This window comes from Mesorhizobium sp. (genome assembly GCF_004962925.1).
Classification (GTDB): domain Bacteria; phylum Pseudomonadota; class Alphaproteobacteria; order Rhizobiales; family Rhizobiaceae; genus Mesorhizobium.
This window is the reverse complement of the sequence record NZ_SUEO01000100.1, coordinates 1-21,082: the sequence shown is the minus strand read 5'-3', so window position 1 is coordinate 21,082 and position 21,082 is coordinate 1. Positions and strand designations below refer to the sequence as shown.

The 21,082-nt window shown below is 62.2% G+C and carries 16 protein-coding genes and 1 pseudogene; 8 read left to right on the top strand and 9 right to left on the bottom strand.

All coding sequences use genetic code 11. The features are described 5' to 3' along the window. Both bmt and E5W87_RS19705 read right to left on the bottom strand, forming a co-directional pair. On the bottom strand, nucleotides 1-949 hold a 949-nt coding region (gene bmt, locus E5W87_RS19710), incomplete at its 3' end, for a betaine--homocysteine S-methyltransferase (protein WP_292401054.1). A gap of 90 nt (nucleotides 950-1,039) precedes the next feature. Then, on the bottom strand, nucleotides 1,040-1,882 hold the full coding sequence (locus tag E5W87_RS19705; protein WP_029351899.1) for a helix-turn-helix transcriptional regulator: 843 nt from the start codon (nucleotides 1,880-1,882) through the stop codon (nucleotides 1,040-1,042). Nucleotides 1,883-2,111: 229 nt separating this feature from the next. Between E5W87_RS19705 and E5W87_RS19700 the strand changes: the two genes are divergently transcribed. Both E5W87_RS19700 and E5W87_RS19695 read left to right on the top strand, forming a co-directional pair. Continuing rightward, nucleotides 2,112-3,122, top strand: coding sequence for a fatty acid desaturase (locus tag E5W87_RS19700; protein WP_292401051.1), 1,011 nt, complete (start codon nucleotides 2,112-2,114; stop codon nucleotides 3,120-3,122). A gap of 83 nt (nucleotides 3,123-3,205) precedes the next feature. Then, entirely contained in the window at nucleotides 3,206-4,003 is a 798-nt protein-coding gene (locus E5W87_RS19695) for a PhnD/SsuA/transferrin family substrate-binding protein (protein ID WP_292401048.1), read from the top strand. Here E5W87_RS19695 and E5W87_RS19690 read toward each other — a convergent pair. The 5 genes from E5W87_RS19690 to E5W87_RS19670 all read right to left on the bottom strand — a co-directional run bounded on the left by E5W87_RS19690 (nucleotide 4,000) and on the right by E5W87_RS19670 (nucleotide 11,688). Further along, nucleotides 4,000-4,248 (bottom strand): hypothetical protein, encoded by a 249-nt coding sequence (locus tag E5W87_RS19690; protein ID WP_292401045.1) that lies wholly within the window; start codon nucleotides 4,246-4,248, stop codon nucleotides 4,000-4,002. The two genes, E5W87_RS19695 and E5W87_RS19690, sit on opposite strands and share 4 nt — an antisense overlap. 74 nt (nucleotides 4,249-4,322) lie before the next feature. Beyond that, a complete protein-coding gene (locus tag E5W87_RS19685; RefSeq protein ID WP_292401057.1) occupies nucleotides 4,323-5,636 on the bottom strand; it encodes a Xaa-Pro peptidase family protein in 1,314 nt (437 codons plus the stop codon). 66 nt (nucleotides 5,637-5,702) lie between these two features. Then, on the bottom strand, nucleotides 5,703-7,232 hold the full coding sequence (locus E5W87_RS19680; protein ID WP_292401042.1) for a glycosyltransferase family 39 protein: 1,530 nt from the start codon (nucleotides 7,230-7,232) through the stop codon (nucleotides 5,703-5,705). A gap of 126 nt (nucleotides 7,233-7,358) precedes the next feature. Further along, on the bottom strand, nucleotides 7,359-9,932 hold the full coding sequence (locus E5W87_RS19675; RefSeq protein ID WP_292401038.1) for an FAD-dependent oxidoreductase: 2,574 nt from the start codon (nucleotides 9,930-9,932) through the stop codon (nucleotides 7,359-7,361). A 178-nt stretch (nucleotides 9,933-10,110) separates the two neighbouring features. Next, nucleotides 10,111-11,688 (bottom strand): trimethylamine methyltransferase family protein, encoded by a 1,578-nt coding sequence (locus E5W87_RS19670; protein WP_292401036.1) that lies wholly within the window; start codon nucleotides 11,686-11,688, stop codon nucleotides 10,111-10,113. A 251-nt stretch (nucleotides 11,689-11,939) separates the two neighbouring features. Here E5W87_RS19670 and E5W87_RS19665 point away from each other — a divergent pair, with 251 nt between their 5' ends. The 4 genes from E5W87_RS19665 (at nucleotide 11,940) to E5W87_RS19650 (ending at nucleotide 18,146) form a co-directional block, all read left to right on the top strand. Beyond that, entirely contained in the window at nucleotides 11,940-13,115 is a 1,176-nt protein-coding gene (locus E5W87_RS19665) for an MFS transporter (protein ID WP_292401033.1), read from the top strand. Between the two features lie 110 nt (nucleotides 13,116-13,225). Beyond that, nucleotides 13,226-14,389: an MFS transporter gene (locus E5W87_RS19660; protein WP_292401030.1), complete on the top strand. Its 1,164-nt coding sequence runs from the start codon at nucleotides 13,226-13,228 to the stop codon at nucleotides 14,387-14,389. Nucleotides 14,390-14,474: 85 nt separating this feature from the next. Beyond that, nucleotides 14,475-16,544, top strand: a complete 2,070-nt coding sequence (locus E5W87_RS19655) for a prolyl oligopeptidase family protein (RefSeq protein WP_292401027.1) — start codon at nucleotides 14,475-14,477, stop codon at nucleotides 16,542-16,544. Between the two features lie 222 nt (nucleotides 16,545-16,766). Then, nucleotides 16,767-18,146, top strand: a complete 1,380-nt coding sequence (locus E5W87_RS19650; protein ID WP_292401024.1) for an aspartate aminotransferase family protein — start codon at nucleotides 16,767-16,769, stop codon at nucleotides 18,144-18,146. A gap of 1,023 nt (nucleotides 18,147-19,169) precedes the next feature. On the opposite strand, the gene E5W87_RS19645 is transcribed toward E5W87_RS19650, so the two are convergent. After that, entirely contained in the window at nucleotides 19,170-19,616 is a 447-nt protein-coding gene (locus tag E5W87_RS19645) for a helix-turn-helix domain-containing protein (protein WP_292401021.1), read from the bottom strand. Between the two features lie 143 nt (nucleotides 19,617-19,759). Here E5W87_RS19645 and E5W87_RS19640 point away from each other — a divergent pair, with 143 nt between their 5' ends. Beyond that, nucleotides 19,760-20,056 carry a YciI family protein gene (locus E5W87_RS19640; protein WP_292401018.1) on the top strand — a complete coding sequence of 99 codons (297 nt, stop codon included), beginning with the start codon at nucleotides 19,760-19,762 and terminating at the stop codon, nucleotides 20,054-20,056. Between the two features lie 233 nt (nucleotides 20,057-20,289). On the opposite strand, the gene E5W87_RS19635 is transcribed toward E5W87_RS19640, so the two are convergent. Then, nucleotides 20,290-20,664 carry an avidin/streptavidin family protein gene (locus E5W87_RS19635; protein WP_292401015.1) on the bottom strand — a complete coding sequence of 125 codons (375 nt, stop codon included), beginning with the start codon at nucleotides 20,662-20,664 and terminating at the stop codon, nucleotides 20,290-20,292. A gap of 223 nt (nucleotides 20,665-20,887) precedes the next feature. On the opposite strand from E5W87_RS19635, the pseudogene E5W87_RS19630 reads away from it, so the two are divergent. Next, nucleotides 20,888-21,082, top strand: a pseudogene (locus E5W87_RS19630) (transposase); the annotation flags it as partial.

Genomic DNA, 21,082 nt, shown 5'->3' with positions numbered 1-21,082 from the left:
TGTTACGCATCGGGCCGATGCGCTCGACGATTTTCTCGACGGTCGGGCGATCCGACCTGGTGTGCGCATCGAGCGCCTTGCGCATGGCGGCTAGGTGGGTGAACGAGGTGCCGCAGCAACCGCCGACGATTTTGGCGCCGGCATCGACGGCGAGCCTGACATAGTCGGCCATCAGTTCGGGCGTGCCGGAATAATGGATTTCGGCGCCGCGGAATTCCGGAATGCCGCAATTGCCCTTGACGATGACCGTCGCCTCCGGCTTCGCCTCGGTCATGTCGAGCAGCGAGGCGAGGATGTCGGAGGCGCCGACACCGCAATTGGCGCCGACACCGAGCGGCCTCTGCGACAGTCCATCGGTGACGCCGTGAATATCCTTCGGCAACAGCCCCATCATGGTGCGCCCGGCGGTGTCGAAGGAGCCGGTATAGGTATAGGGCAGGCCGACGCGGATCGCGGCTTCGGCCGCGGCGCGGATTTCGTCCGGCGCCGACATGGTCTCGATCCAGGCGACTTCGGCGCCGCCGGCCTTCAGACCCTCGATCTGCTCGGCAAAGGCCTCGACTGCCTCGTCATAAGTCATGGCGCCGAGCGGCACCAGCAACTCCCCAGTCGGGCCGACCGAGCCCGCAACGATGACCTTGCGGCCGGCCTTGTCGGCGACAGCGCGGGCGATCTCGGCGGCGCGCTTGTTCAGCGCATGCACGCGGTCCTGCGCATGGTGCAGCTTCAGCCGGTGGCGGGTGCCGCCGAAGGAGTTGGTGAGGATGATGTCGGCGCCGGCATCGACGAAGTTCTGGTGCAGGCTGGTGATGGTGTCGGGCGCGGTCTCGTTCAGCAACTCCGGGGCCTCGCCGGCCTCAAGCCCCATGGCGAACAGATTGGTGCCGGTAGCGCCATCGGCGAGCAGAACGCCCTTTTCGGCAAGCAGAGCGTCAATCGGGTTGGTCATTGGAAATACGCCTTCCGGGAATTCTTTGTCGAGATAAGGATATAAAGAACTCTTTATATGACGTCAATGTCGGCGCGAGAAACAAGGCCGTCAAAATCGCATCTCCGCCAGCCTTTGCGTGAAGCTGGCTGCTTCATGCGCGTTGATGTCGGCGGCGCGGATCAGATTGTCGAAATGGCTGGTCAGCGTGCGGACCGGCTGGGTCGCATTCAGCACCAGATACATGTCGCCGACATAGATGGCGGCGCGATAGGGTCCGAAGATGGTATAGGGGATCGAATAGCGCATCCGCCCGTCATAGAGAAACAGGCGGAAAGTGGGATAGAGATCGTCGAGCAGCGTCGCCATGTGGAGAAGCTGCTGGTGGCGGTCGGCCTCCGGGAAACGGTCCCACACGCCTAAGCCCCGCGCAAATATCTCCAGCGTGTGGCGCGGCATGCAGACCTCCATGTCGGTTTCCGGCCGCCGGTTGTAGTCGATGCGGTACTGCGTCTCACCGGCCTGGGCCTCGCGGCTCTTGTTGGCGATGCCCGCTTCGTAGTCGACGAGCGCCTCGGTGCGCAGAAGATCGGGAATGCCGGCCGGCACGTAACGGATTTTCGTGCCTGCGGCCTCTGCATGCCACCTTGCCAGCAGCGTGCGGTCGAAGCCGTCGGGCGCTTCCTCGATCTCCAGGCTCTCGCGGATTTCACCGGTGACGCCTTCGTCCTGGCTGAGGCCGAGCAGCCAGTCGAGCGACACTTTGAATTCGGCGGCGATGTTGAGCAGCGTTTCGGCGCGGGGAAGCCGTGTCGAGGCGCCGGAAAGCAACTGCGAAAGCGCCGAACGGTCAATGCCCACCGCCGTCGCGAAGGCGGACTGGTTCAAGTCGGACCGTGTCAAGAGCATTTTCAGGCGCTCCCGAAAGATCGTCGACAGGTCGCGTTTGTCCATATCGTCATTCCGGCTATTGAGAGGAAAAAAATCCGCCGAAGTCACCAAAGCGGCACCTTAGGCGTAAATGAATCCTCCGGCTTGTTTACAAAACATAACATGTGCGGCTGAAAATGCGCAATCGCAACATCTTGTGCGCTTTGTCGCGTTGCAGCAATTCAACGCTCCTGACACAATGCTGTCAGGAATCAAAAACGATTCCGGCGACTGGAAGGGCAGTGGTCGATCCATGACGAGCACGAATAACAGACGACGCAGTGCATCGGCCATCGAATGGCCGACCGTGTTTCTGGCGTTTTTCTGTTACGGCACCTGGCTTGCCGCCGGCTTGCTCGTCTGGCCGTCCTACCCGCTGTTGGCGCTCGCCGTTCTGGCGTTGGTCGCCGCACTGCAATCCTCGCTGGCTCACGAAGTCCTGCACGGCCATCCGACCCGCAATGCACAGATCAACGAAGCTTTCGTCTTCTTGCCGATCGGCCTCGTCTGGCCGTTCCGCCGGTTCAAGACCATTCATCTGCGTCACCATGCCGACGAACGGCTAACCGATCCGTTGGACGATCCTGAAAGCTACTACAAGGCGCTGTGGCGCCATGACGAGCTGCCGCCGGCGATGAAATTTCTGCTGAAGATCAACAACACCATGGTCGGCCGCTTCGTGCTTGGCCCGTGGCTCTCCTGCATCGGCTTCTTCATCGACGATGCCAAGCAGATGCTTGCCGGCGACAAGGTGATCCGCAAGGCTTGGCTGCTGCATGCAATCGGCCTCGCCGTCGTGTTGCCTGTCGTGCAGCTCAGCTTCGGCATCCCGTTGTGGCTCTACATCCTGGTACCGGTGTGGCTCGGCCAGTCGCTGATTTCGATCCGCACTTTCGCCGAGCATCAGTGGTCGGAGCATCCGGAAGGCCGCACGGTGATCGTCGAGCGTTCGCCGCTGTCCTTCCTGTTCCTCAACAACAATCTGCATTTCGTCCATCATAAGAGCCCGACGGTGGCCTGGTACCGGTTGCCGAAGCTGTTTGCCGACCGCCGTGACGAGTGGCTGCGGATGAACAATGGCTATGCTTATCCGAACTATTTCGCGCTGCTCAAGGCTTATGCGTTCAAGGCTAAGGAGCCGATCGTGCACCCCGTGCTGCGGCGCGCGCCGGAACCAGGCCGGGCGTTCAAGCCGCGCGTCAGGGCGCGCAGCCTCAATGGACTTGGCAGCGCGCCGGTGCCCGCCGAGCCGCCGAAGAAATGAATTTTGCGGCATCGTCGCGGCGATGCCCAGGTGTGCGCGTCAATGGTCTCGTCAGTTTCTCAGCGTAACGATCAAAACCCGGCATGAGCGATTTCGTTGCCGCCTTGCCGATGTATGACTGGCCCGAAATGCGGAGCGAGGTCGATGCCCAATGGGCACGGCTGCGTGATGCCCTTCGGCAAAATGGCATCGACGCGCCGGAGACCATCGCTCGCGTCAATGCCGATCTGCGGCCTGTGGAAGGCGGCATCCGTGACACCGCCGGAAAGGTTATTGCGCCCGATCCGGCGACGCTGCCGCCGGACGAACTGGATTTTCACGGCCTCTGGCTGCATCCGGCGCTGCTGTTCGCACAGACCTGCTGGGGGCCGATGGAACTCGGCCTGTCGACGCATGTTCAACTGATCGGCCAGCCGCGTTACGACGCGTTCGAGGGCGGGCAGGGCGAACTCTATTCGAGCGCGCTGGTGATGCGGGCAGGTGAAGCGCCATCGGTTGGCTCGCCGTCCGATGGCAGCCCTGTCATCCCGCTCGATATCTTGCGTGGCAAGCACTTTACCTTCAACAGCCTCGATTCGATGTCGGGCATCATCGCGCTGACGCGTGACCTGGAGGCGCTGGGCGAAAGCCTGGACATCTTCTCTGAGCGCAGCGAAAGCGGCGGCCACCGTGCCTCGATCGTCGCCATCGCCGAGGGCCGTGCCGATGTCGCGGCCATCGACTGCAAGAGCTGGGCGCTGGCGCAACGCTTCGAACCAGCGGCGCAAGCGGTGAAGGTCGTTGGCTGGACGGGAAGGCGCAAAGGCCTGCCCTTCATCGCCGCCAGATCGACGCCGGAAAAGATTGTCGCCGCGCTAAGAGAGGCCCTCGCGGTGGTCTAGACGAGATTTCTAGCTTCTCGCAGCCAGCGCGACTCTGCGGTGGCGTCCGACTCAGCTTGGTCGGCGCTTTCGTAAACTCCCGACCAATGAGCGGGCAACCAATAGCCTTGCGTCTCATAAGGCGACTCTGGATCATGCCAGTTCCAGAGGACATATCGATAGAAACCGTGACTGCCGATTTCCACCGTCACTGCCTGTGCAGCATCAGCGGCTTCATAACGCCTGATTTGGTCATAGGTGGTCATAGACCCATCTAGGCAGCACTGTCGGAGGTCTGCAAGGGTTCAACTTACTCGTTTAGAGTGACCGGGCTTTGCCTCTAGAGTAGCCGCTCATCCAGCGGGTAGGTCGAAAGCTGTTCGTTGCCGGTTTCAGTGATCAGGATCTGTTCCTCGATCTTGACGCCCTCGTGTCCGCCGAGCCGGCCGATATAGCTCTCGACGCAAAGCACCATGCCTGACACAAGCACGCCGTCGGGCGTGTCGTCGGTCCAGTCGATCGCATGCGGCAGCGTCGGGTATTCGTCGGCCAGGCCGACGCCGTGATAAAGCACGCCGTAGCGTGTCGGGAAGCAATCACCAGGCGGCACCGCCGATCGCTCGACTAGGTCGCGGAACGAAGTGCCAGGCTGCATCAGGCCAATGTTGTGGGCGATCTGGTCGGCGGCGATGCGAAACAAGTCACGTTGCTCGTTGGATGGCGCGTTACCGCCGCAGAGCCAGGTGCGCGACAGGTCGGCGCAGAAGCCGTAAGGGCCGATCAGATCGGTATCGAAAGCGACGAGATCACCGGCCTCGATCGTCCGCGACGAGCACTCCTGGAACCAGGGATTGGTACGCGGGCCGGACGTCAAGAGCCGGGTTTCGACCCATTCGCCGCCACGCGCAATGTTGCCGCGGTGGAGTTCGGCCCATAATTCGTTTTCGGAAATGCCCGGCCGCAACGCTGCCTCCATCTCGCCCATCGCCGCCTCGCAAGCGACGATCGACCGGCGCATGGCCAGGATTTCGTCGGGCGATTTGATCAGGCGCGCGTTCTCCATTAGCGCTTCGCCATTGCCGATGGAGATGCCGAGGCGGGCGAGTTCCTCGACGCCCTCGGGGTTGATGTGATCGACGGCGATGCGGTTTATACCGCCGCCATGTTCCCTGACCAGATCGGCGATGCCGGCCGCCCAGCGGCGGACTTTTTGGTCGGTCAGCTCGCCGCTATAGAGATACATCCACGATACTGCCGGCCGCACCTCGTCGACGACACCGGAATGATCGGAAAGGTGCTCGCAGGAGAAATAGTCGAACAGCACCACCGGGCCTTCGGTGGCAACGAAACAATGCCGTGTCGGATTGTGCGCGACCCAGAGCTGCATGTTGGTCGAGTCGGTCGCATAGCGGATGTTGATCGGGTCGTAGAGCACGGCTCCCGCACAGTTGCGGCGCTTCAGCTCGGCGCGGATGCGATCGAGCCGGTATCGGCGCATGGTGGGCAGGTCGGGAGCGGCAATACCGGCGGCTTGCCATTCGGCTTCCACCAGTGCGCCGTAGCCAAGCACATGCTGGTTGAGTTCAGCGGCCTTCTGCCGCGACTTCAGGCGCAACGCGTCGATGGAGCCCGCTTCGGCAGGCTCGAACGGCATGATCTTGCGGTGGCGACCGAACCGTCGCTCGACGCCTGGCTCGCTCACTTTCCTATCCTCCCGATCTCAATCGGTCGCAGGAGCATTGGCATTTCGCTTTTTCAATTTGACGACGGTCACAAGCCTGCCGTCGCTCGAACCGAGAAATTCGGGAACCCTGAGGCTGCGGCGTTCACTGTCCAGGACGAAACCCGCCTGGTTGATACGGTCCAGGATTTCCGGTTCCGGGCTGGGCCTGTCGAGCCAGATCAGAACGGCGGGTTCCTGCAGCAACGCGGCGAAACCCGGCACCTCTTCTCCGAGGACGACAAGGTCGGGATCGACAAGCCTGAGATTGCCCACCCAGTGCCAGTCCGACATGACCGTCTTGACTGCGCCATCCACGGTCAGATCATGATACAGCGTCGGGTAGTCCAGACGGACGACGCGTCCCTGGCCCTTTCCGCCATAGACCTGATAAGCCCACGTCGCCGGCAAGATCAGTATGGCCAGTGTGGCTGCAACGGTGATGGTGAGGTTTTGCGCCGTCCTGCCTCTGTCGCCGGCTGCGTCCATGCGGGCAGCGAAGGCGGCAGGCAGAAAAAGCAGGACCGGCAACAACCAGCGCGCCTTGAACGTGGTGGCGCCGCTGGCGATCACCAGGACTATGGTGATGCAAAGCCCAAAGCCGAGAATGCGCCACAATAGTTTTTCCGAATCTGGAAGCCGTTGGCGGAGCGTCGATGGACTGACCCGTCCCACCAGCATCGCCACTGCGAAAATAACGACCGGCAGGATGGCAAAATTCCGTACGGCTGCGCCAAAGTCGATGATGCCTTTCAACGCGACGAGGAAAGCACCGTCGCCTTCATTGATACCGAACTTGTAGCTGCGCGCCAGCAATTCGCTCGGATGCGTGGCGGTCCAATACAATGTCGGCAGGCAGACCAGCAGCGCCACGGCCATGCTGATCATGATTTGCGGACGCAGGATGACCTGGCGGGTCTCGCGCAACGACAAGGTCGCCGCCAGCATCGCGGCAATCAGGATAAGAAGGTTATATTTCGCCAGCACGGCCGCACCGATCGCCAGGCCGAACAAGGCATAGGTCTGCAGCGACTTGCGCTGCAGAAGCTCGACGAGCGCAAGCAGCAGCAGCCCCGAAAAACAAAAGGCGGCAACGGTATGCGACAAGGTGTGCTGCATTTCCCAGACCAACTGAGGAAACAGCAACAGACCTAGAATGGAGGCAACCGCGGTGCGCTGGGAATAGCCGAGTTTGCGCACCGCGACGAAGACCGAAATCAAGGCCACGAAAATCAGGGAATACTTCAGTATTTTAAGCGCGAAGATGTTGGTTCCGAAAACCGACGACGTCAACCAGCCGAGCCAGGAGTAAAGCGGCGGCTGCGAGCCGCCATAGCCGGCCCACAAAAACCGCATATACATCAGCTGTTCGGAGTCATCGACACCGACGCCGGTTCCCGCCCACAGGCTCGCCAGCGACAGCACGACAATCTGTGTGCAGCAATAAAGCGCGACCAACACGATCGCCGCGGGGAAAGGGCCGATCCTGCCCTCGGCAAGCCATTCGGCCCATTTCATCGAATACTTCAAGGAGTTCTCATCGCCCGTGCCAGTTGCACCGGCTGCGCTAGCATGAGACCGTGCCCTGCACAATGTTGCAGCAGCCTTGGGGGTGGGCAGCAGTAGATCGCGGCCTTGGGCAACAACCCTGACCGCCTACGCCCGCATCTTCTCGCCACTCGGGTCGAAAGGCGGCTCGACATTGATGCGGGCCGGCCGCCGGTGTCCGAGGATTTCGATCTCGAACAGTCCGGCGCTCTCGTTCTCGGCCAAGGCGGCCGGCACATAGCCTTGCGCCATCGATTTCTGGACGTAATGCGCAAAGCCGCCGGAGGTGATCCAGCCAACCACGCGCCAGGCGCCGTCGACAATGCCGCGCACGGCCGCGGCGCCTTCCGCGGCCATGGAGCCGCGCACTTCCTTGCCTGATATATCGAAGCGCGGCGCGCCATAGCCATGCGGCTTTTCCACCGTGCCAAAATCCTTGCCGCCGACCTTGGCCCAGATTGGCTCGTCGCCCATCACGTCGGCATCCGCGGCATCTACGATGAACGAGACACGGCGCAGTTTCGGCCCTTCTGCCTGTTCCTTGGCCGCCGCTTCGCGCCCGATGAAGTCGTTCTTCTCGAGCTTGATAAAGCGATCCATTGCTCCTTCGAACGGCCCGTAGATCGGGCGCAGCTCGCGAAACCAGGTCGGAAAATTCTTTTCCAGGCGCATCGAGAGCAAGGCGCGCATGCCGAAATCGACGAGGCCAAACTCTTCGCCGGCATCCTTGATCGCCTTATAGACAAGGCGCTGGTAGGCCGGCGCCATCCAGATCTCGTAGCCGAGATCACCGGTATAGGTGATGCGGTTGACCATGCAGGGCGCGCCGCCAACCGCCATCTCACGGAAATCCATGAAGCGGAAAGCCTTGGTGGAGACATCTACGTCAACAAGCTTCTGCAGCAGGTCGCGCGACCTCGGCCCGGCGATCGAGAGGCCGACGAGCGTCTGGTCGAAGCGGTGGATGCGGACGCTACCATCCTTCGGCAGGTGCTTCTCGAACCAGCGCATATGATACTTCTGCGCCGCCGACGAGCTCCAGATCATGAAGCGCTCTTCACCAGCCTTGGCGATGGTGAAGTCGCCGATCAGCCTGCCGAACTCGTTCAGCATCGGGGTCAGCACGATGCGGCCGATCTTCGGCATGCGGTTGGTCATCAGCCGGTTGAGGAAATCTTCCGATCCCGGCCCGGACACTTCGTATTTGGCGAAGTTGGCGGTCTCGGTGACGCCGACCTTCTCGCGGGTGGTGCGCACTTCCTCACCGACCGGCCCGAAATCGTTGGAACGGTGGAAGGAAACGATATCCTTCGGCTCCGTGCCTTTCGGCGCGAACCAGAGTGGCGTTTCGAGGCCCCACGAATCGCCCATGACGGCATTGTTGGCCAGCATAGTGTCGTAGAGCGGCGTCGTCTGAGCCGGGCGAGCAGCCGGCAATTCCTCGTTGGGAAAGCGGATGGAGAAACGGCGCGAATAGTTTTCGCGCACCTTGGCGTTGGTATAGCGCAGGCTCGCCCACTCGCCGAAGCGAGCAACGTCCATGCCCCAAACGTCGAAGCCGGGATCGCCATTGACCATCCAGTTCGAAAGCGCCAGCCCGACGCCGCCGCCCTGCGAGAAACCGGCCATGACGGCGCAGGCGCACCAGAAATTGGTCAGGCCCTGCACCGGGCCGACCAGCGGATTGCCGTCCAGCGCGAAGGTGAAGGGACCATTGATGATCTGCTTGATGCCGGCCTTCTCGATGCCGGGGAAATGCTTGAAGCCGATTTCGAGCGACGGCGCGATGCGGTCGACGTCGGGCTGCAGCAGCTCGTGGCCGAAATCCCACGGCGTGTTGACCGGAGACCACGGCTTGCAGGCCTTTTCATAGGTGCCGAGCAGGATGCCGTTGCGTTCCTGGCGGGTGTAGATCTCGCCCTTGAAGTCCATCACGCCGATCATCTCGCGGCCGGTCGACTTGTTGAATTCCTCGACCTCCGGCATCGGTTCGGTCAAAAGATACATATGCTCCATGGCCAGCAGCGGCAGCTCGACACCGACCATGCGGCCGATCTCGCGCGCCCATAGGCCGCCGCAGTTGACGACATGTTCGGCCTTGACCGTGCCTTGCTCGGTGACGACGTTCCAGGTGCCATCAACTTCTTGCGTCAGTTCGACGACCCGGTTGCGCAGCACGATCTCAGCGCCGAGCTTCCTGGCGGCCTTGGCATAGGCGTGGGTGGTGCCGGAAGGATCGAGATGGCCTTCGACCGGATCCCACATGGCGCCGACGAAATTCGTCTCGTCCATCAGCGGGAACATCGCCTTGGCTTCGGACGGCGTGATCAGCTCGGTATCCATGCCGAGATAGCGGCCCTTGGCGTGGGCAAGGCGCAAAAAGTCCATGCGCTCGGGCGTGTCGGCCATCATCACGCCGCCGGTCAGGTGCAGCGAGCAGGACTGGCCGGAAAGCTCCTCGATCTCCTTGTAGAGCTGCACCGTATAGGCCTGCAGCTTGGCGACGTTGGGGTCGCCGTTGAGCGTATGGAAGCCGCCCGCCGCATGCCAGGACGAGCCGGAGGTGAGTTCCGAGCGCTCGATCAGCACGATGTCGGTCCAGCCGGCCTTGGCCAGATGGTAGAGCACCGAGCAGCCGACGACACCGCCGCCGATGACAACCGCTTTTGCATGAGATTTCATGAAGATAGTTCCGTTTTTGAAGAGATTGAATCGAGCGAGCGGGGCGTGAACAGAAAGCGGGGAAGGGCGCCGACTGGAATAATCTCGCGCCCTTGCTCTACCCCGTCGACCGGGGGAGAGGTGTCGAGCGAAGCTCGATGGAGTGGGGGTCGACTGTTCATCAAATCAATACAGATGATCAAAAATCGGTCGGCGCGCCGCCTTCGGACCGGCGTTTATCGACGAATGCGTTGAGCTCCTCGCGGATAGCCGGGTCCATATACGGCTCTTCATAGGTCGCCAGCCGCTCCTTCCAGACCCGATTGGCTTTTTCGATAGCCGTCGGCGATCCGGCTTCCGCCCAAGTCTCGAAATTGCGCCAGTCGGAGATGATAGGCGAATAGAAGGCGGTCTTGTAACGGTCCTGGGTATGCTGGGTGCCGAAGAAATGGCCGCCTGGACCGACGGACTGGATGGCGTCGAAGCCGAGAGCCTCCTCGGAGAGGTCGAGCGGGGTCAGGAATTCCGCCATCATCTGCAGCAGATCGATGTCCAGAATGGTCTTCTCGTAGGAGCAGCGCAGGCCGCCTTCGAGCCAGCCGGCCGCATGCATCATCAGATTGCCGCCGCCTTGGATGGCGCCCCATAGCGAGAACACGCTTTCATAGGCAGCCTGCGCGTCGACCGTGTTGGCGGCGCAGGTGTTGGAGGTGCGGTAGGGGATGTTGTAGCGGCGGGCAAGCTGGCCGCCGACCAATTGCGCCTTCATGTATTCCGGCGTGCCGAAGGCCGGCGCGCCGGACTTCATGTCGACATTCGAGGTGAAGCCGCCATAGCCGACGGGCGCGCCTTTGCGCACCATCTGGGCAAAGGCAATGCCGGACAGCGCTTCGGCATTCTGCTGCACCAGCGCGCCGGCTATGGTCACCGGCGCCATGGCGCCCGACAGGGTGAACGGCGTCACGATGACAACCTGGCCCTTGCTCGACATCTGGATAATGCCTTCCATCATCGGCACATCGAGCTTGAGCGGCGAATTGGTGTTGATGATGGTGAACACCGACGGCTCTTCAAGCAGTTGCTCGTGGCTGATGCCGCGCGCGATCCTGGTGATCTCGATGCCGTCGACATTGCGCTCCTTGCCGAGCGAATAGATGTGGAACACCTTGTCGGTGAGCACGCTCAGATCGCGGATGCATTCGAGGTGCCGGACGGACGGATGGATATCGATCGGCTCGACCGGATAGCCGCCCGTGCAGTTCAGGATGTTATGCATCTGCGCGAGCTTGAGGAAGTTGCGATAGTCCTGCTGGTTGCCCGGCCGGCGGCCGCGGTCGAGGTCGGAACAATTGGGCGCCGACGCCATCATCGAGATGATCAGATTGTCGCCACCGAAACGGACATCGTGCGCCGGATTGCGGGCATGGATGGTGAATTCCGACGGGCAGTGCGAAACCAGCTCGAGGATCATGTCGCTGTCGAAGCGCACCCGCTCGCTGCCTTCGCGGACATCCGCCCCATGCGCCTTCATGATGCGCCTTGCCTCGTCGTGCAGCACGTCGACGCCAATTTCCCGCAGCACACGCAACGAGGCGAGGTGGATCGATTCCAGCTCGTCGTCGGAGACCAGCTTCGTCGGCGTCAGCGGGATTTTCAGCTGACGGAAAGGCGGCTGCTCGAATGCCGCGGCTGCGCCGGCACGTTTGCCCGCGCGGCCGCCGCGACGGGCGCGATCGTTTGCCAGTGCCGGTTCGGCGGGATGAAGGGCGGCGGTCATGACAGGCCTCGTAGCTGCGACAGTGCGGCGGCATAATGGACCGCCTGCCGTCCCGCCATTGCGGAGGCGGCGACCACTAGGACGAGGGAAGCGACATGCCGGAAGGGCAGCTGACCGGATCGTCGGGCACACGCACGGCGCAGGTGACGTGGCGCAGCAGATTTGCCCGGGCGGCCCTTCCTTTTCCCAAACCGAACCGCTAGCCGGGTAACTTGCCGACCCCGAGGGTGGGCGATTCACAGGGATGGCGGATGGTCGTGGCCGGTTCGAGCGATGGCGAGGCGGGAACGCGGTGGGCAGCGCTTGCCGGCGTCACCGCCGCTCTGGCCATGTTCGGTGCCGCGCAAGGACTTAGCTATCCGCTGTTTACGCTCTTGATGCAGCGGCAAGGCATGTCTCCGGCGCTGATCGGCCTTTCCGCGGCGATGATGCCGGTCGGCCTCATCCTGTCGGCTCCGTTCGTGCCGGCGGCCGTCCGTCTGGTCGGTGCGCGCAACCTCGCCGTCGGCTGTTCGCTGGCCGGCGCGCTCTGCTTCCTGGCGATCGGCTGTCTGCAGGATTGGGTGGCGTGGTTCATCATCCGCTTTCTCGTCGGCGTGGTCATCAATCCGCTCTATGTGCTTGGTGAGGTGTGGGCGCTGTCGCTGGCGCCGCCGACGCGCCGCGGCCGGGTGATGGGGGTGTTCAATACGCTGCTGGGCGCGGGCTACGCGGCGGGGCCGCTGATCCTGATCACGGTCGGGACATCAGGATGGGCCCCCTTTGTCGCGGCGATATCAGGCTTTGCGCTCTGTGCGCTGATCCTGCGCGCCGTCTCGTCCAAATTGACCGGTTTCGAGGATGATGGCCAGGTTTCGGGCGGCATCGTAGGCTTCGCCAAGCTGGCGCCGGCCCTGCTGCTGGCGGTCCTGGTTGCGGCCGCGGTGCAGCAGAGCACTTATGCGCTGATGCCAGTCTTCGGCACCGGCTACGGCTTGCCGGAAGCGACGCTGGCGGCGCTGGTGACGGCGCTGTCGGCCGGCAATATCCTGCTGCAGATTCCGCTTGGGCTGATGGCCGAGCGCTTCGGCGGCCGGGCGATGATCGTCTTTTGCGCGCTGGCGACGGCCGCTTGCGCGCTCTCACTGCCGCTCCTGATCACGACGCCGCTGGTCTGGCCCGTGCTGGTGGTGATGGGCGCGGTCGGCTACGGCGTCTATACGATGGCGCTGGTCGAGCTAGGCAGCCGGTTCAAGGGAACCGCACTCGTCGCCGGCAATGCAGCCTTCGCGCTAATGTGGGGCGCTGGCGGTATTGTCGGCCCGCCAGGCGCCGGCGCGCTGATGCAGGGGATCGGTCCGCTCGGCCTGCCGGCGGTGATCGCCGGCCTCGATGCGCTGCTGGTCGCGTTCGCGCTCTACCGGGAGTCCGGACGCCGGAACCGTTGAGCGGCGATCCGTTGGCGCAAATGGTTTTTGCTGGCCGGCCCTTTCTTTCGCGGAACCGGACCAGTAGCTGGATGACTCGCCGAGCAGAGCTTCAATGCAGGGATGGCAGAATGGTTGCGACGGGCACCAGCAGCAACGAAACGGGAATGCCGTGGGCGGCGCTCACCGGGGTAATCGCGACCGTCTCGGTGTTCGCCATCGCGCAGGGGCTCTCCTATCCGCTGCTGAGCTTCATCCTGCAGCGCCAGGGCGTCTCGCCGGCCATGATCGGACTGTCGGCGGCGATGACGCCGATCGGCTTCATCGTCTCGTCGCCGCTCATCCCGGCGCTGGCGCGCCGGTTCGGGGCAGGGCGCACCGCGCTCACCTGCGCGGCCCTTTCGGCGATCATGCTGGCGCTGATCGGCTGGACGCAAAATGTCTATCTGTGGTTTCCGCTGCGCTTCCTGATCGGCGTGGTGACCAATCCGCTCTACGTCTTGAGCGAGATCTGGGTGATCGCTCTCGCGCCGCCGGCGCGGCGTGGCCGTGTGATGGGGGTCTATTCGACCATCATTTCAGCGGGTTTCGCCGCCGGGCCGCTTTGCCTGCTGGCCGTTGGCACCGAGGGGTGGCCGCCATTCCTCGTCGGCATCGCCGCCTTCGTCTTTTGCGGTGCTTGCCTGGCATTGGTGCTGCGACGACTGCCGAAGGTCGATGAGGCCGGGCGCCGGGTTTCGGTGATGGGGTTCATGCCGATGGCGTGGCTGCTGTTGTCGGCGGTCGTCGTCGCCGCCGGCTTTGAGCAGGCGGTGCTGGCGCTGCTGCCGGTCTACGGAACCTATTACGGCATCGCCGAAGCCCGCATGTCGGCGCTGCTGTCGGTGATGATCGCCGGCAATATCGCCATGCAGATACCGCTCGGCCTGCTGGCGGAACGGCTGACGGCGCGTCTGGTGCGGTTTATCTGCGTGTCCGTAACGGTGCTCGGATGCGTGCTTTTGCCGGTTCTCATCGAGACGCCGCTGATTTGGCCGTGCGTCTTCATCTGGGGCGCGGTTTCCTATGGCATCTACACGATGTCGATCATCGAGCTTGGCGAGCGCTTCACCGGCTCGGCACTGGTCGCCGGCAATGCCGCCTTCTCGCTGATGTGGGGCGTCGGCGGCATCGCCGTGCCGCCGCTGGCGGGCGGCGCCATGGATATTCTCAGTGCGGACGGCCTGCCGATCACGCTTGGCGCCATGTGCCTGGCACTGGCGGTTACAACCGTCATTCGAAGGCGGATGGTGTGACTGCGAAAAGCAGCAGGCGTCTTGAATATCGAAGCCGTCATGTCGATGTTGGCGAGGCCCGACGCCTGATTCAACCGGAGACAACATGACCAAATCAGCCACAAGCAGGCAGCCAAATTCGGCGACCGAAGATCCCTTTCTCTGGTTGGAGGAAAGGACAGGCAAGGAAGCACTCGACTGGGTTCACCGTCAGAACGCGGTTACAACTGGTGAATTGCAGGGCGATCCGTCCTACCAGGCCGCCTTCCAGACCGCGCTCGACTTGATGACGGCCGAAGACAATATTGCCGTCGGGTCTGCGCTCAACGGCCACGTCTATAATTTCTGGCAGGACAAGACCAACGTGCTCGGCCTGTGGCGGCGCACGACGGTCGCTTCCTACAAGACCGAGAAGCCGCAGTGGGAGACGATCATCGACTTCGATAGCCTGTCCGCCAAGGAGGGTGTGAAATGGGTGTTCAGCGGCGCCAGTCGGCTTTATCCCGACTTCACCCGCTGCCTGCTCAGCCTGTCGCCGGATGGCGGTGACGCCAGTGAGATGCGCGAATTCGACATCGACACCAAATCGTTTGTCGAGGGCGGCTTTCGTGCGCCCGCCTCGAAGTCGGGTTTCGGCTGGCTGGACAAGGACACGGTCATCGTCTCGGCTGCCTTCGAAGAGGACGAAAAAACCCAGTCCGGTTATCCGCGCGTGGTCAAGCTTTGGCGGCGCGGCACCAGGCTAGAGGATGCGACGCCGATCTTCGAGGCGCAGAAGCAGGATCTCGCCGCCGGCGGTTCCCTCGAATTCGACGGCGACAAGCGGCATCTGTTCCTGACCCGGACGCTCGACTTCTTTGCCTCGCACAGTTTTCTGCATCTGCCTTCCGGCGAGAACAGGCGCATCCCGCTGCCGGACGACGTCACCGACACGGCGCTGTTCAGGGATCAATTCGTCTTCGGGGTGCGCAGCCCGTGGACGGCGCCGGATGGCACGCTGTGCCAGCCTGACGGCCTCTATTCGCTGGATTTCGCGCGCTGGATCGAAACCGATGCGTTGGGACCCGTCGATATCGTGCTCGAGCCGGCGCATCGGGTTTCGATCGCCGGCATTGCCCGTACGCAGGACCGGTTGTTCATCAACCTGATGGACAATGTACGCGGCAAGGTCGTCGTCTGCGAGCGCAACGACAACACCTGGTCGCTGGAGCCTGTCGCGCTGCCGGAGAATGGCAATGTCGGCATCGCCCACGCCGAACATTTCGGCTCCAGCGTCTCCTTCTCCTTCACCGATTTCCTGACGCCGAGCTCGATCATCTGGTCGGACGACGATGGCGCGACGCTTGCCACCGTGAAGTCCCAGCCGGCGCGTTTCGATGCTTCGTCCCTTGTGTCGGAACAGTTCGAGGCGCGCTCCAGGGATGGCACCATGATCCCCTATTTCGTCGTCAGGCGGCGCGATCAGAACGGACCGGTGCCGACGCTGCTTTACGGCTATGGCGGCTTCGAAGTGCCGCTGCTGCCCGGCTATGCCGGCGTGCGCGGCAGGCTGTGGCTGGAAAAGGGCAATGCCTATGTGCAGGCCAATATCCGCGGCGGCGGCGAGTTCGGCCCGAACTGGCATCAGGCCGCGCTCAAGGCCAATCGCCAGAATGCCTTCGACGATTTCGCCGCGGTCGCGCAAGACCTGGTGAAACGCGGCATCGCCACGCCGGCCACGCTTGGCATCCAGGGCGGCTCGAATGGTGGCCTGCTGACCGGCGTTTCGCTGACCCAGCATCCCGAGCTTTTCGGTGCGGTGATCATCGACGTGCCGCTGCTCGACATGCTGCGCTATACCGAGCTGCCGCCTGGCGCATCCTGGATGGCCGAGTATGGCGATCCGGCGAAGCCGGAAGACGCCGCGTGGCTGGCTGCTTACTCACCCTATCAACATGTCGAGACCGACGCTGCCTATCCGCCGGTGCTGCTGACGACATCGACCGCCGACGACCGCGTCCATCCCGGCCATGCGCGCAAGATGGCCGGGCGGCTGCAGGCCGCCGGCCATGCGAAGACGCTGTTCTTCGAGGAGACCGAGGGCGGCCATGGCGGGCGCGGTGATCGCCGGCCGCAAGCGGCACAGGCGGCGATGAAGTATGTCTTCCTGCAACGGGCGCTGACCGGTGTCGCTTGAACAGAACGGCTTGAACTGATCGCATCAGACGGCATATGGTGCAGGCCATGGCTCGGATGGGGACATGTTGCGCGTTTGGGGTGGCGGTGACGCCGTCGCCGCGCACGCTTCGCGCCGAGCTTTTGCGGCTTTGCGCCCGCATCGGCTATTCGCCGCCCGCGCTCCTCTGACGAATCCGCCCCGGCAGCAAAACGCCGGATTGGTTCAAGAGGAAGATCAGACATGACCTATCAGAATTATTCGCTGAAGCAGCTTCAGCAGATCGATGCTGCGCATCACCTTCATCCGTTCACCGACCACAAGGAGATGCGCGAGGCCGGCTCACGCATCATCACCCACGCCAACGGTCCGTTCATCTACGATTCCGAAGGCACGGAAATCCTCGACGGCATGGCCGGGCTGTGGTGCGTCAACATCGGTTACGGCCGCGATGAACTGGCCGACGCGGCTTACGCGCAGATGAAGGAACTGCCTTACTATAACTCCTTCTTCAAATGCTCGACCCCGACGCCGGTGCTGTTGGCCAAGAAGCTGGCGGAACTGGCGCCGAAGCACGTCAACCAGGTGATCTACGGCTCGTCCGGTTCGGAGGCCAACGACACGGCGCTGCGCCTTGTCCGCCACTATTGGGCATTGGAAGGCAAGCCGGAGAAGAACCGCATCATCTCCCGCAAGACCGCCTATCACGGCTCGACCATCGCCGGCGCGTCGCTGGGCGGCATGGAGCCGATGCACAAGCAGCTCAACGGCGCGGTTCCCAACATCGTCCATGTGATGATGCCCTATGCCTACGGGCTGGCTCTGCCCGGTGAAAGCGACCATGATTTCGGCCTGCGCGCGGCCAGGGCCGTCGAGGACGCCATCCTCGAAGCCGGCGCCGACAAGGTCGCCGCCTTCATCGGCGAACCGGTGATGGGGGCAGGCGGCGTGAAGATACCGCCGATGAGCTATTGGCCGGAAGTGCAGCGCATCTGCCGCAAATACGATGTCCTCCTGATGCTGGACGAGGTCATCACCGGCTATGGCCGCACCGGCGAGTGGTTCGCAGCTCAGACCTTCGGCATCGAGCCTGATACCATCACCACCGCCAAAGCGCTGACCTCCGGTTATCAGCCGCTGTCGGCGCTGCTGGTCGGCGATCGCATCGCCGCGACGCTGGTCGAGAAGGGCGGCGAGTTCAATCACGGCTATACTTATGCCGGCCACCCCGTGGCCTGCGCTGTGGCGCTGAAGAACCTCGAGATCATGGAGCGGGAAGGTTTGGTCGATCGGGTCAAGAACGACACAGGACCCTATTTCGCCAAGGCGCTGCAGGAGCACATTGGCGGTCACGATCTGGTCGGCGAAGTGCGCTCGATCGGGCTGATGGGGGCGATCGAAATCGTCAGGGACAAGGCGACCAAGGAACGCTTCCTGCCGGCCGGGAGCGCGGCCGTGCTTGTCCGCGACCACGCAGTTGCCCAGGGCATGATGCTGCGCGCCACCGGCGACACGATGATCCTGTCGCCGCCGCTGATCTGGACGCGCGAGACGATCGACATGGCCTGCGGCCGCATCGCCAAGGCGCTTGATCTGGCGCAAACGGATTTGCGCAAGCGGTAAGATGGAACGATCGCCGGGCGTCGTGCAGTCGGACGCCCGGCGTTTGAATGCCGCATTCTGCCGAAGGGCTCGCCAGGCGAGGATCGGCCGTGAGGTCGGCAATCAGGTCTCCTACACCCTGAATATGAACCCCAAGAAGGTCAGCTTCCGGAAGCATTCGATGGGTCATCGAGCGCAACATCAATCTGATGCGCGCCGTGTGGGTCCTGCCCCAGGTCGACATCTTGTCCTAGGAGTACCAGCTCGAGGAGCCGCTCACCAAGGATCGCTGCGAGTATTCCGGCCGCGATGCGCAGTATTTACCTTAATGTGTGAGGAGTAGAGAGACATCGACACGAGGTGCAAAAAAGCAACGCCAATACAGCTGATTGGTTACGACGTAGGTATTCTCGCAGATATGGTATTGGCCGTCCGGAGATTCCTGTACACGGTCCCGTGGGATGGTGAAATTATGCGGCAAATAAGTGTAACCACCGTCCGTCCTTGACCGCACCGAAGACCGAGGTATGGCGCGGCAATCAGAACCACCGCAGCACTTGAATTTCGTCTGTGGATCAATCTTGTCTTCGTACCAATCATGGGCGTTAGCGGCCGTTGCGGCGGCGATACACATTGCCGTGAAGATGAACCTTCGCATGGCATTCCCTCAGGGATTTGGCAGGCGCTGCTCGTTCGAACGTCCATGTATATTAGCGTTCCGTTAAAAACGCTATTGGCCTCCGACTGACTAACGCAGTACCAGCAAGCGACGCTCGCAACTAAAAGACCGCATTGGGGTGGGGTGCTCGATGCTCTATCGTCGTAGAGCAAGGTCCGAAAAGGGGCCCTACCTAGGCACTGCCGTCTATTCAGCTTTGGCGCACTAAGCCCGCCGTCACCTCTTCCGGCCGGCAAACCTCGCCCGTCGACGCGTCAATCGCCGAGCAAATGGCCGAGGACGTGGATAAGGTCCACATCGACTGTGCCGGCGGGCGTGTCCCGTCGACTTCAACAAGTGATCAGAAGGGTCGATAGGCCGGCTACCTACTCGTTGGTTGTGGACTTGGGCATAACAATTTGAATGGGACGGGTGCCGATCGGCGCTCCGGTCGAACGGTCGATGCTAATGGGGTCGATTTCGGATCCTGTCTCTGCGTCAAAGAACCGGGTGAAATTGCCTCCACCGCGGTGCTTGCTTCCCCACGCGACGAGTGAGAACAGCACTGGAAGCAGATCCTGGCCAGCCCGCGTCAACACGTATTCATCGCGCGGCGGCCGCTCGGAGTATCGCCGTCTCTCCAGCAGGCCTTCCTCCGTCAGGGCTGCCAACCGGCTGGTCAGCATCGTCGGGGCTATACCGAGGCTCTTGCGGAATTCGTCAAAACGACTGAGCCCCGCATGCGCATCGCGCATGATCAGCATGCTCCATGTATCTCCTACCAAGGCAAGACTGCGAGCGATCAGACAGGGTTGGTTCGAAAGATTCTTCATGTTGATATCTTTTTGATAGTGATTTACTCCTAAAATGATAGTATCTGGTCGCCCATCGATATTCCATCAAAAAATGGAGGCGAAGGCCGGCTGCGGCGCCATCGCCAAGGCAAGAGGAAAATGGCTTTAAACCGGAGCTCAAAATGAAGTGTTATCTATGCAAGTATATTCCGCCGCGCGCCGACTTTCTCGCGACCATGACTGGCGAAGAGCGCGAATGGATGAAGCAGCATAGAGACTTTTCGGACGATCTGCTCGACCGTGGGCTGATCGTCGCACACGGCCCCGTAATGGATCCGAGTGGCGGCTATGGCGTGTCGCTCTACAGGATTGCCGATGATCTAGACATCCAGGCGATAACCTCAGAAGACCCCATCGTAAGAAATGGCGCCGGCCATTATGAGCATCATCCGATGCTTCATTTGAGCGTGCGTAGCTGAAGTTTCGAACGAGAGCCGCTGTGTTGGCGAGCTACCAAGCCATCGTGGCAGCGATCGCCGAGCAGATGGCCGAGGACGTGGACAAGGTCCACGTCGACTGTGCCGGCGGGGCGTGTCCCGTCGACTTCGACAAGTGATCAGAAGGGGTCGATATTTCAGTTTGAATTTCGGCTTTGGGTGGGAAGCGCACGTTTGCGCAGCGGTCGGCTGCGCCGACGAACCAGTCAGATCACTCAGTCAGCGCGCTCAAAGGTGTCTAGGCTGGTCCCGAAGGCGCGCCATGCTCCAACCTTGGTCAGCTTTGCGGGCTCACCCTCCGCCTCGGCTGAGAGCACTTGTCCAGACACCGTGTGCCACAACATCTCGATCTTACCGTCTCGGATGATGCCGGTATAGCTGACCGCTGCAGGCCCCGTCTTTCCTAACGCTGCAGACGTAAAGCCAATCACATCTCCATGAGCGGCGCCGTAGAGTGGCACTTCCATCCCGGAGAAGTTGCTGTCGGGCAACGCGGTCTTGAAGACACCGCGGATCATGCCATCACTATCATCTTCGATAATCACAACCGAGCCGTATTGATTGCGCCAAGTGCCTTTCCACGAAAACATATTTGTTTGCCTCCTCTCACACCGTCATGCGCTAACGTGAGAGGCGGCCTACCGTTCCGCCCGATGACCGAGTTGGGGTAGGTGAGCGGACCGTCCTAACGATCTGCTCTGTATCCTTGTTTCCATCGCCTGGTTGCTAGTTGACAGATACGCGCTTTATGATGGCTGCTTGAAGCGCCGGTCGAGCCCGTTGCCTGAGCGGCTCGTTGTGCGGAGGGACGCTATGGCCTGGCAGGAGCAGTGGCAGCTGGAAGGTAGCGCCGCGGAACTCTACGAGCGCTACCTGGTTCCGGCAATCACAGCCCTGTGGGCTGCCGACCTAGTGGATCGTGCTGCGCCACAATCTGGTGAGCGGATTCTGGACGTAGCTTGCGGCACCGGCGTGGTGGCACGCTCGGCGGCCGAGCGTATGGGAAGT

Bases quoted from the DNA above. Each gene is read 5' to 3' on its own strand.
- E5W87_RS19635 (WP_292401015.1), bottom strand. From the start codon at position 20,664: ATGTTTTCGTGGAAAGGCACTTGGCGCAATCAATACGGCTCGGTTGTG.
- E5W87_RS19640 (WP_292401018.1), top strand. From the start codon at position 19,760: ATGAAGTGTTATCTATGCAAGTATATTCCGCCGCGCGCCGACTTTCTC.
- E5W87_RS19645 (WP_292401021.1), bottom strand. From the start codon at position 19,616: ATGAAGAATCTTTCGAACCAACCCTGTCTGATCGCTCGCAGTCTTGCC.
- E5W87_RS19665 (WP_292401033.1), top strand. From the start codon at position 11,940: ATGGTCGTGGCCGGTTCGAGCGATGGCGAGGCGGGAACGCGGTGGGCA.
- E5W87_RS19660 (WP_292401030.1), top strand. From the start codon at position 13,226: ATGGTTGCGACGGGCACCAGCAGCAACGAAACGGGAATGCCGTGGGCG.
- E5W87_RS19655 (WP_292401027.1), top strand. From the start codon at position 14,475: ATGACCAAATCAGCCACAAGCAGGCAGCCAAATTCGGCGACCGAAGAT.
- E5W87_RS19670 (WP_292401036.1), bottom strand. From the start codon at position 11,688: ATGACCGCCGCCCTTCATCCCGCCGAACCGGCACTGGCAAACGATCGC.
- E5W87_RS19650 (WP_292401024.1), top strand. From the start codon at position 16,767: ATGACCTATCAGAATTATTCGCTGAAGCAGCTTCAGCAGATCGATGCT.
- E5W87_RS19700 (WP_292401051.1), top strand. From the start codon at position 2,112: ATGACGAGCACGAATAACAGACGACGCAGTGCATCGGCCATCGAATGG.
- E5W87_RS19705 (WP_029351899.1), bottom strand. From the start codon at position 1,882: ATGGACAAACGCGACCTGTCGACGATCTTTCGGGAGCGCCTGAAAATG.
- E5W87_RS19675 (WP_292401038.1), bottom strand. From the start codon at position 9,932: ATGAAATCTCATGCAAAAGCGGTTGTCATCGGCGGCGGTGTCGTCGGC.
- E5W87_RS19695 (WP_292401048.1), top strand. From the start codon at position 3,206: ATGAGCGATTTCGTTGCCGCCTTGCCGATGTATGACTGGCCCGAAATG.
- E5W87_RS19685 (WP_292401057.1), bottom strand. From the start codon at position 5,636: ATGCCGTTCGAGCCTGCCGAAGCGGGCTCCATCGACGCGTTGCGCCTG.
- E5W87_RS19690 (WP_292401045.1), bottom strand. From the start codon at position 4,248: ATGACCACCTATGACCAAATCAGGCGTTATGAAGCCGCTGATGCTGCA.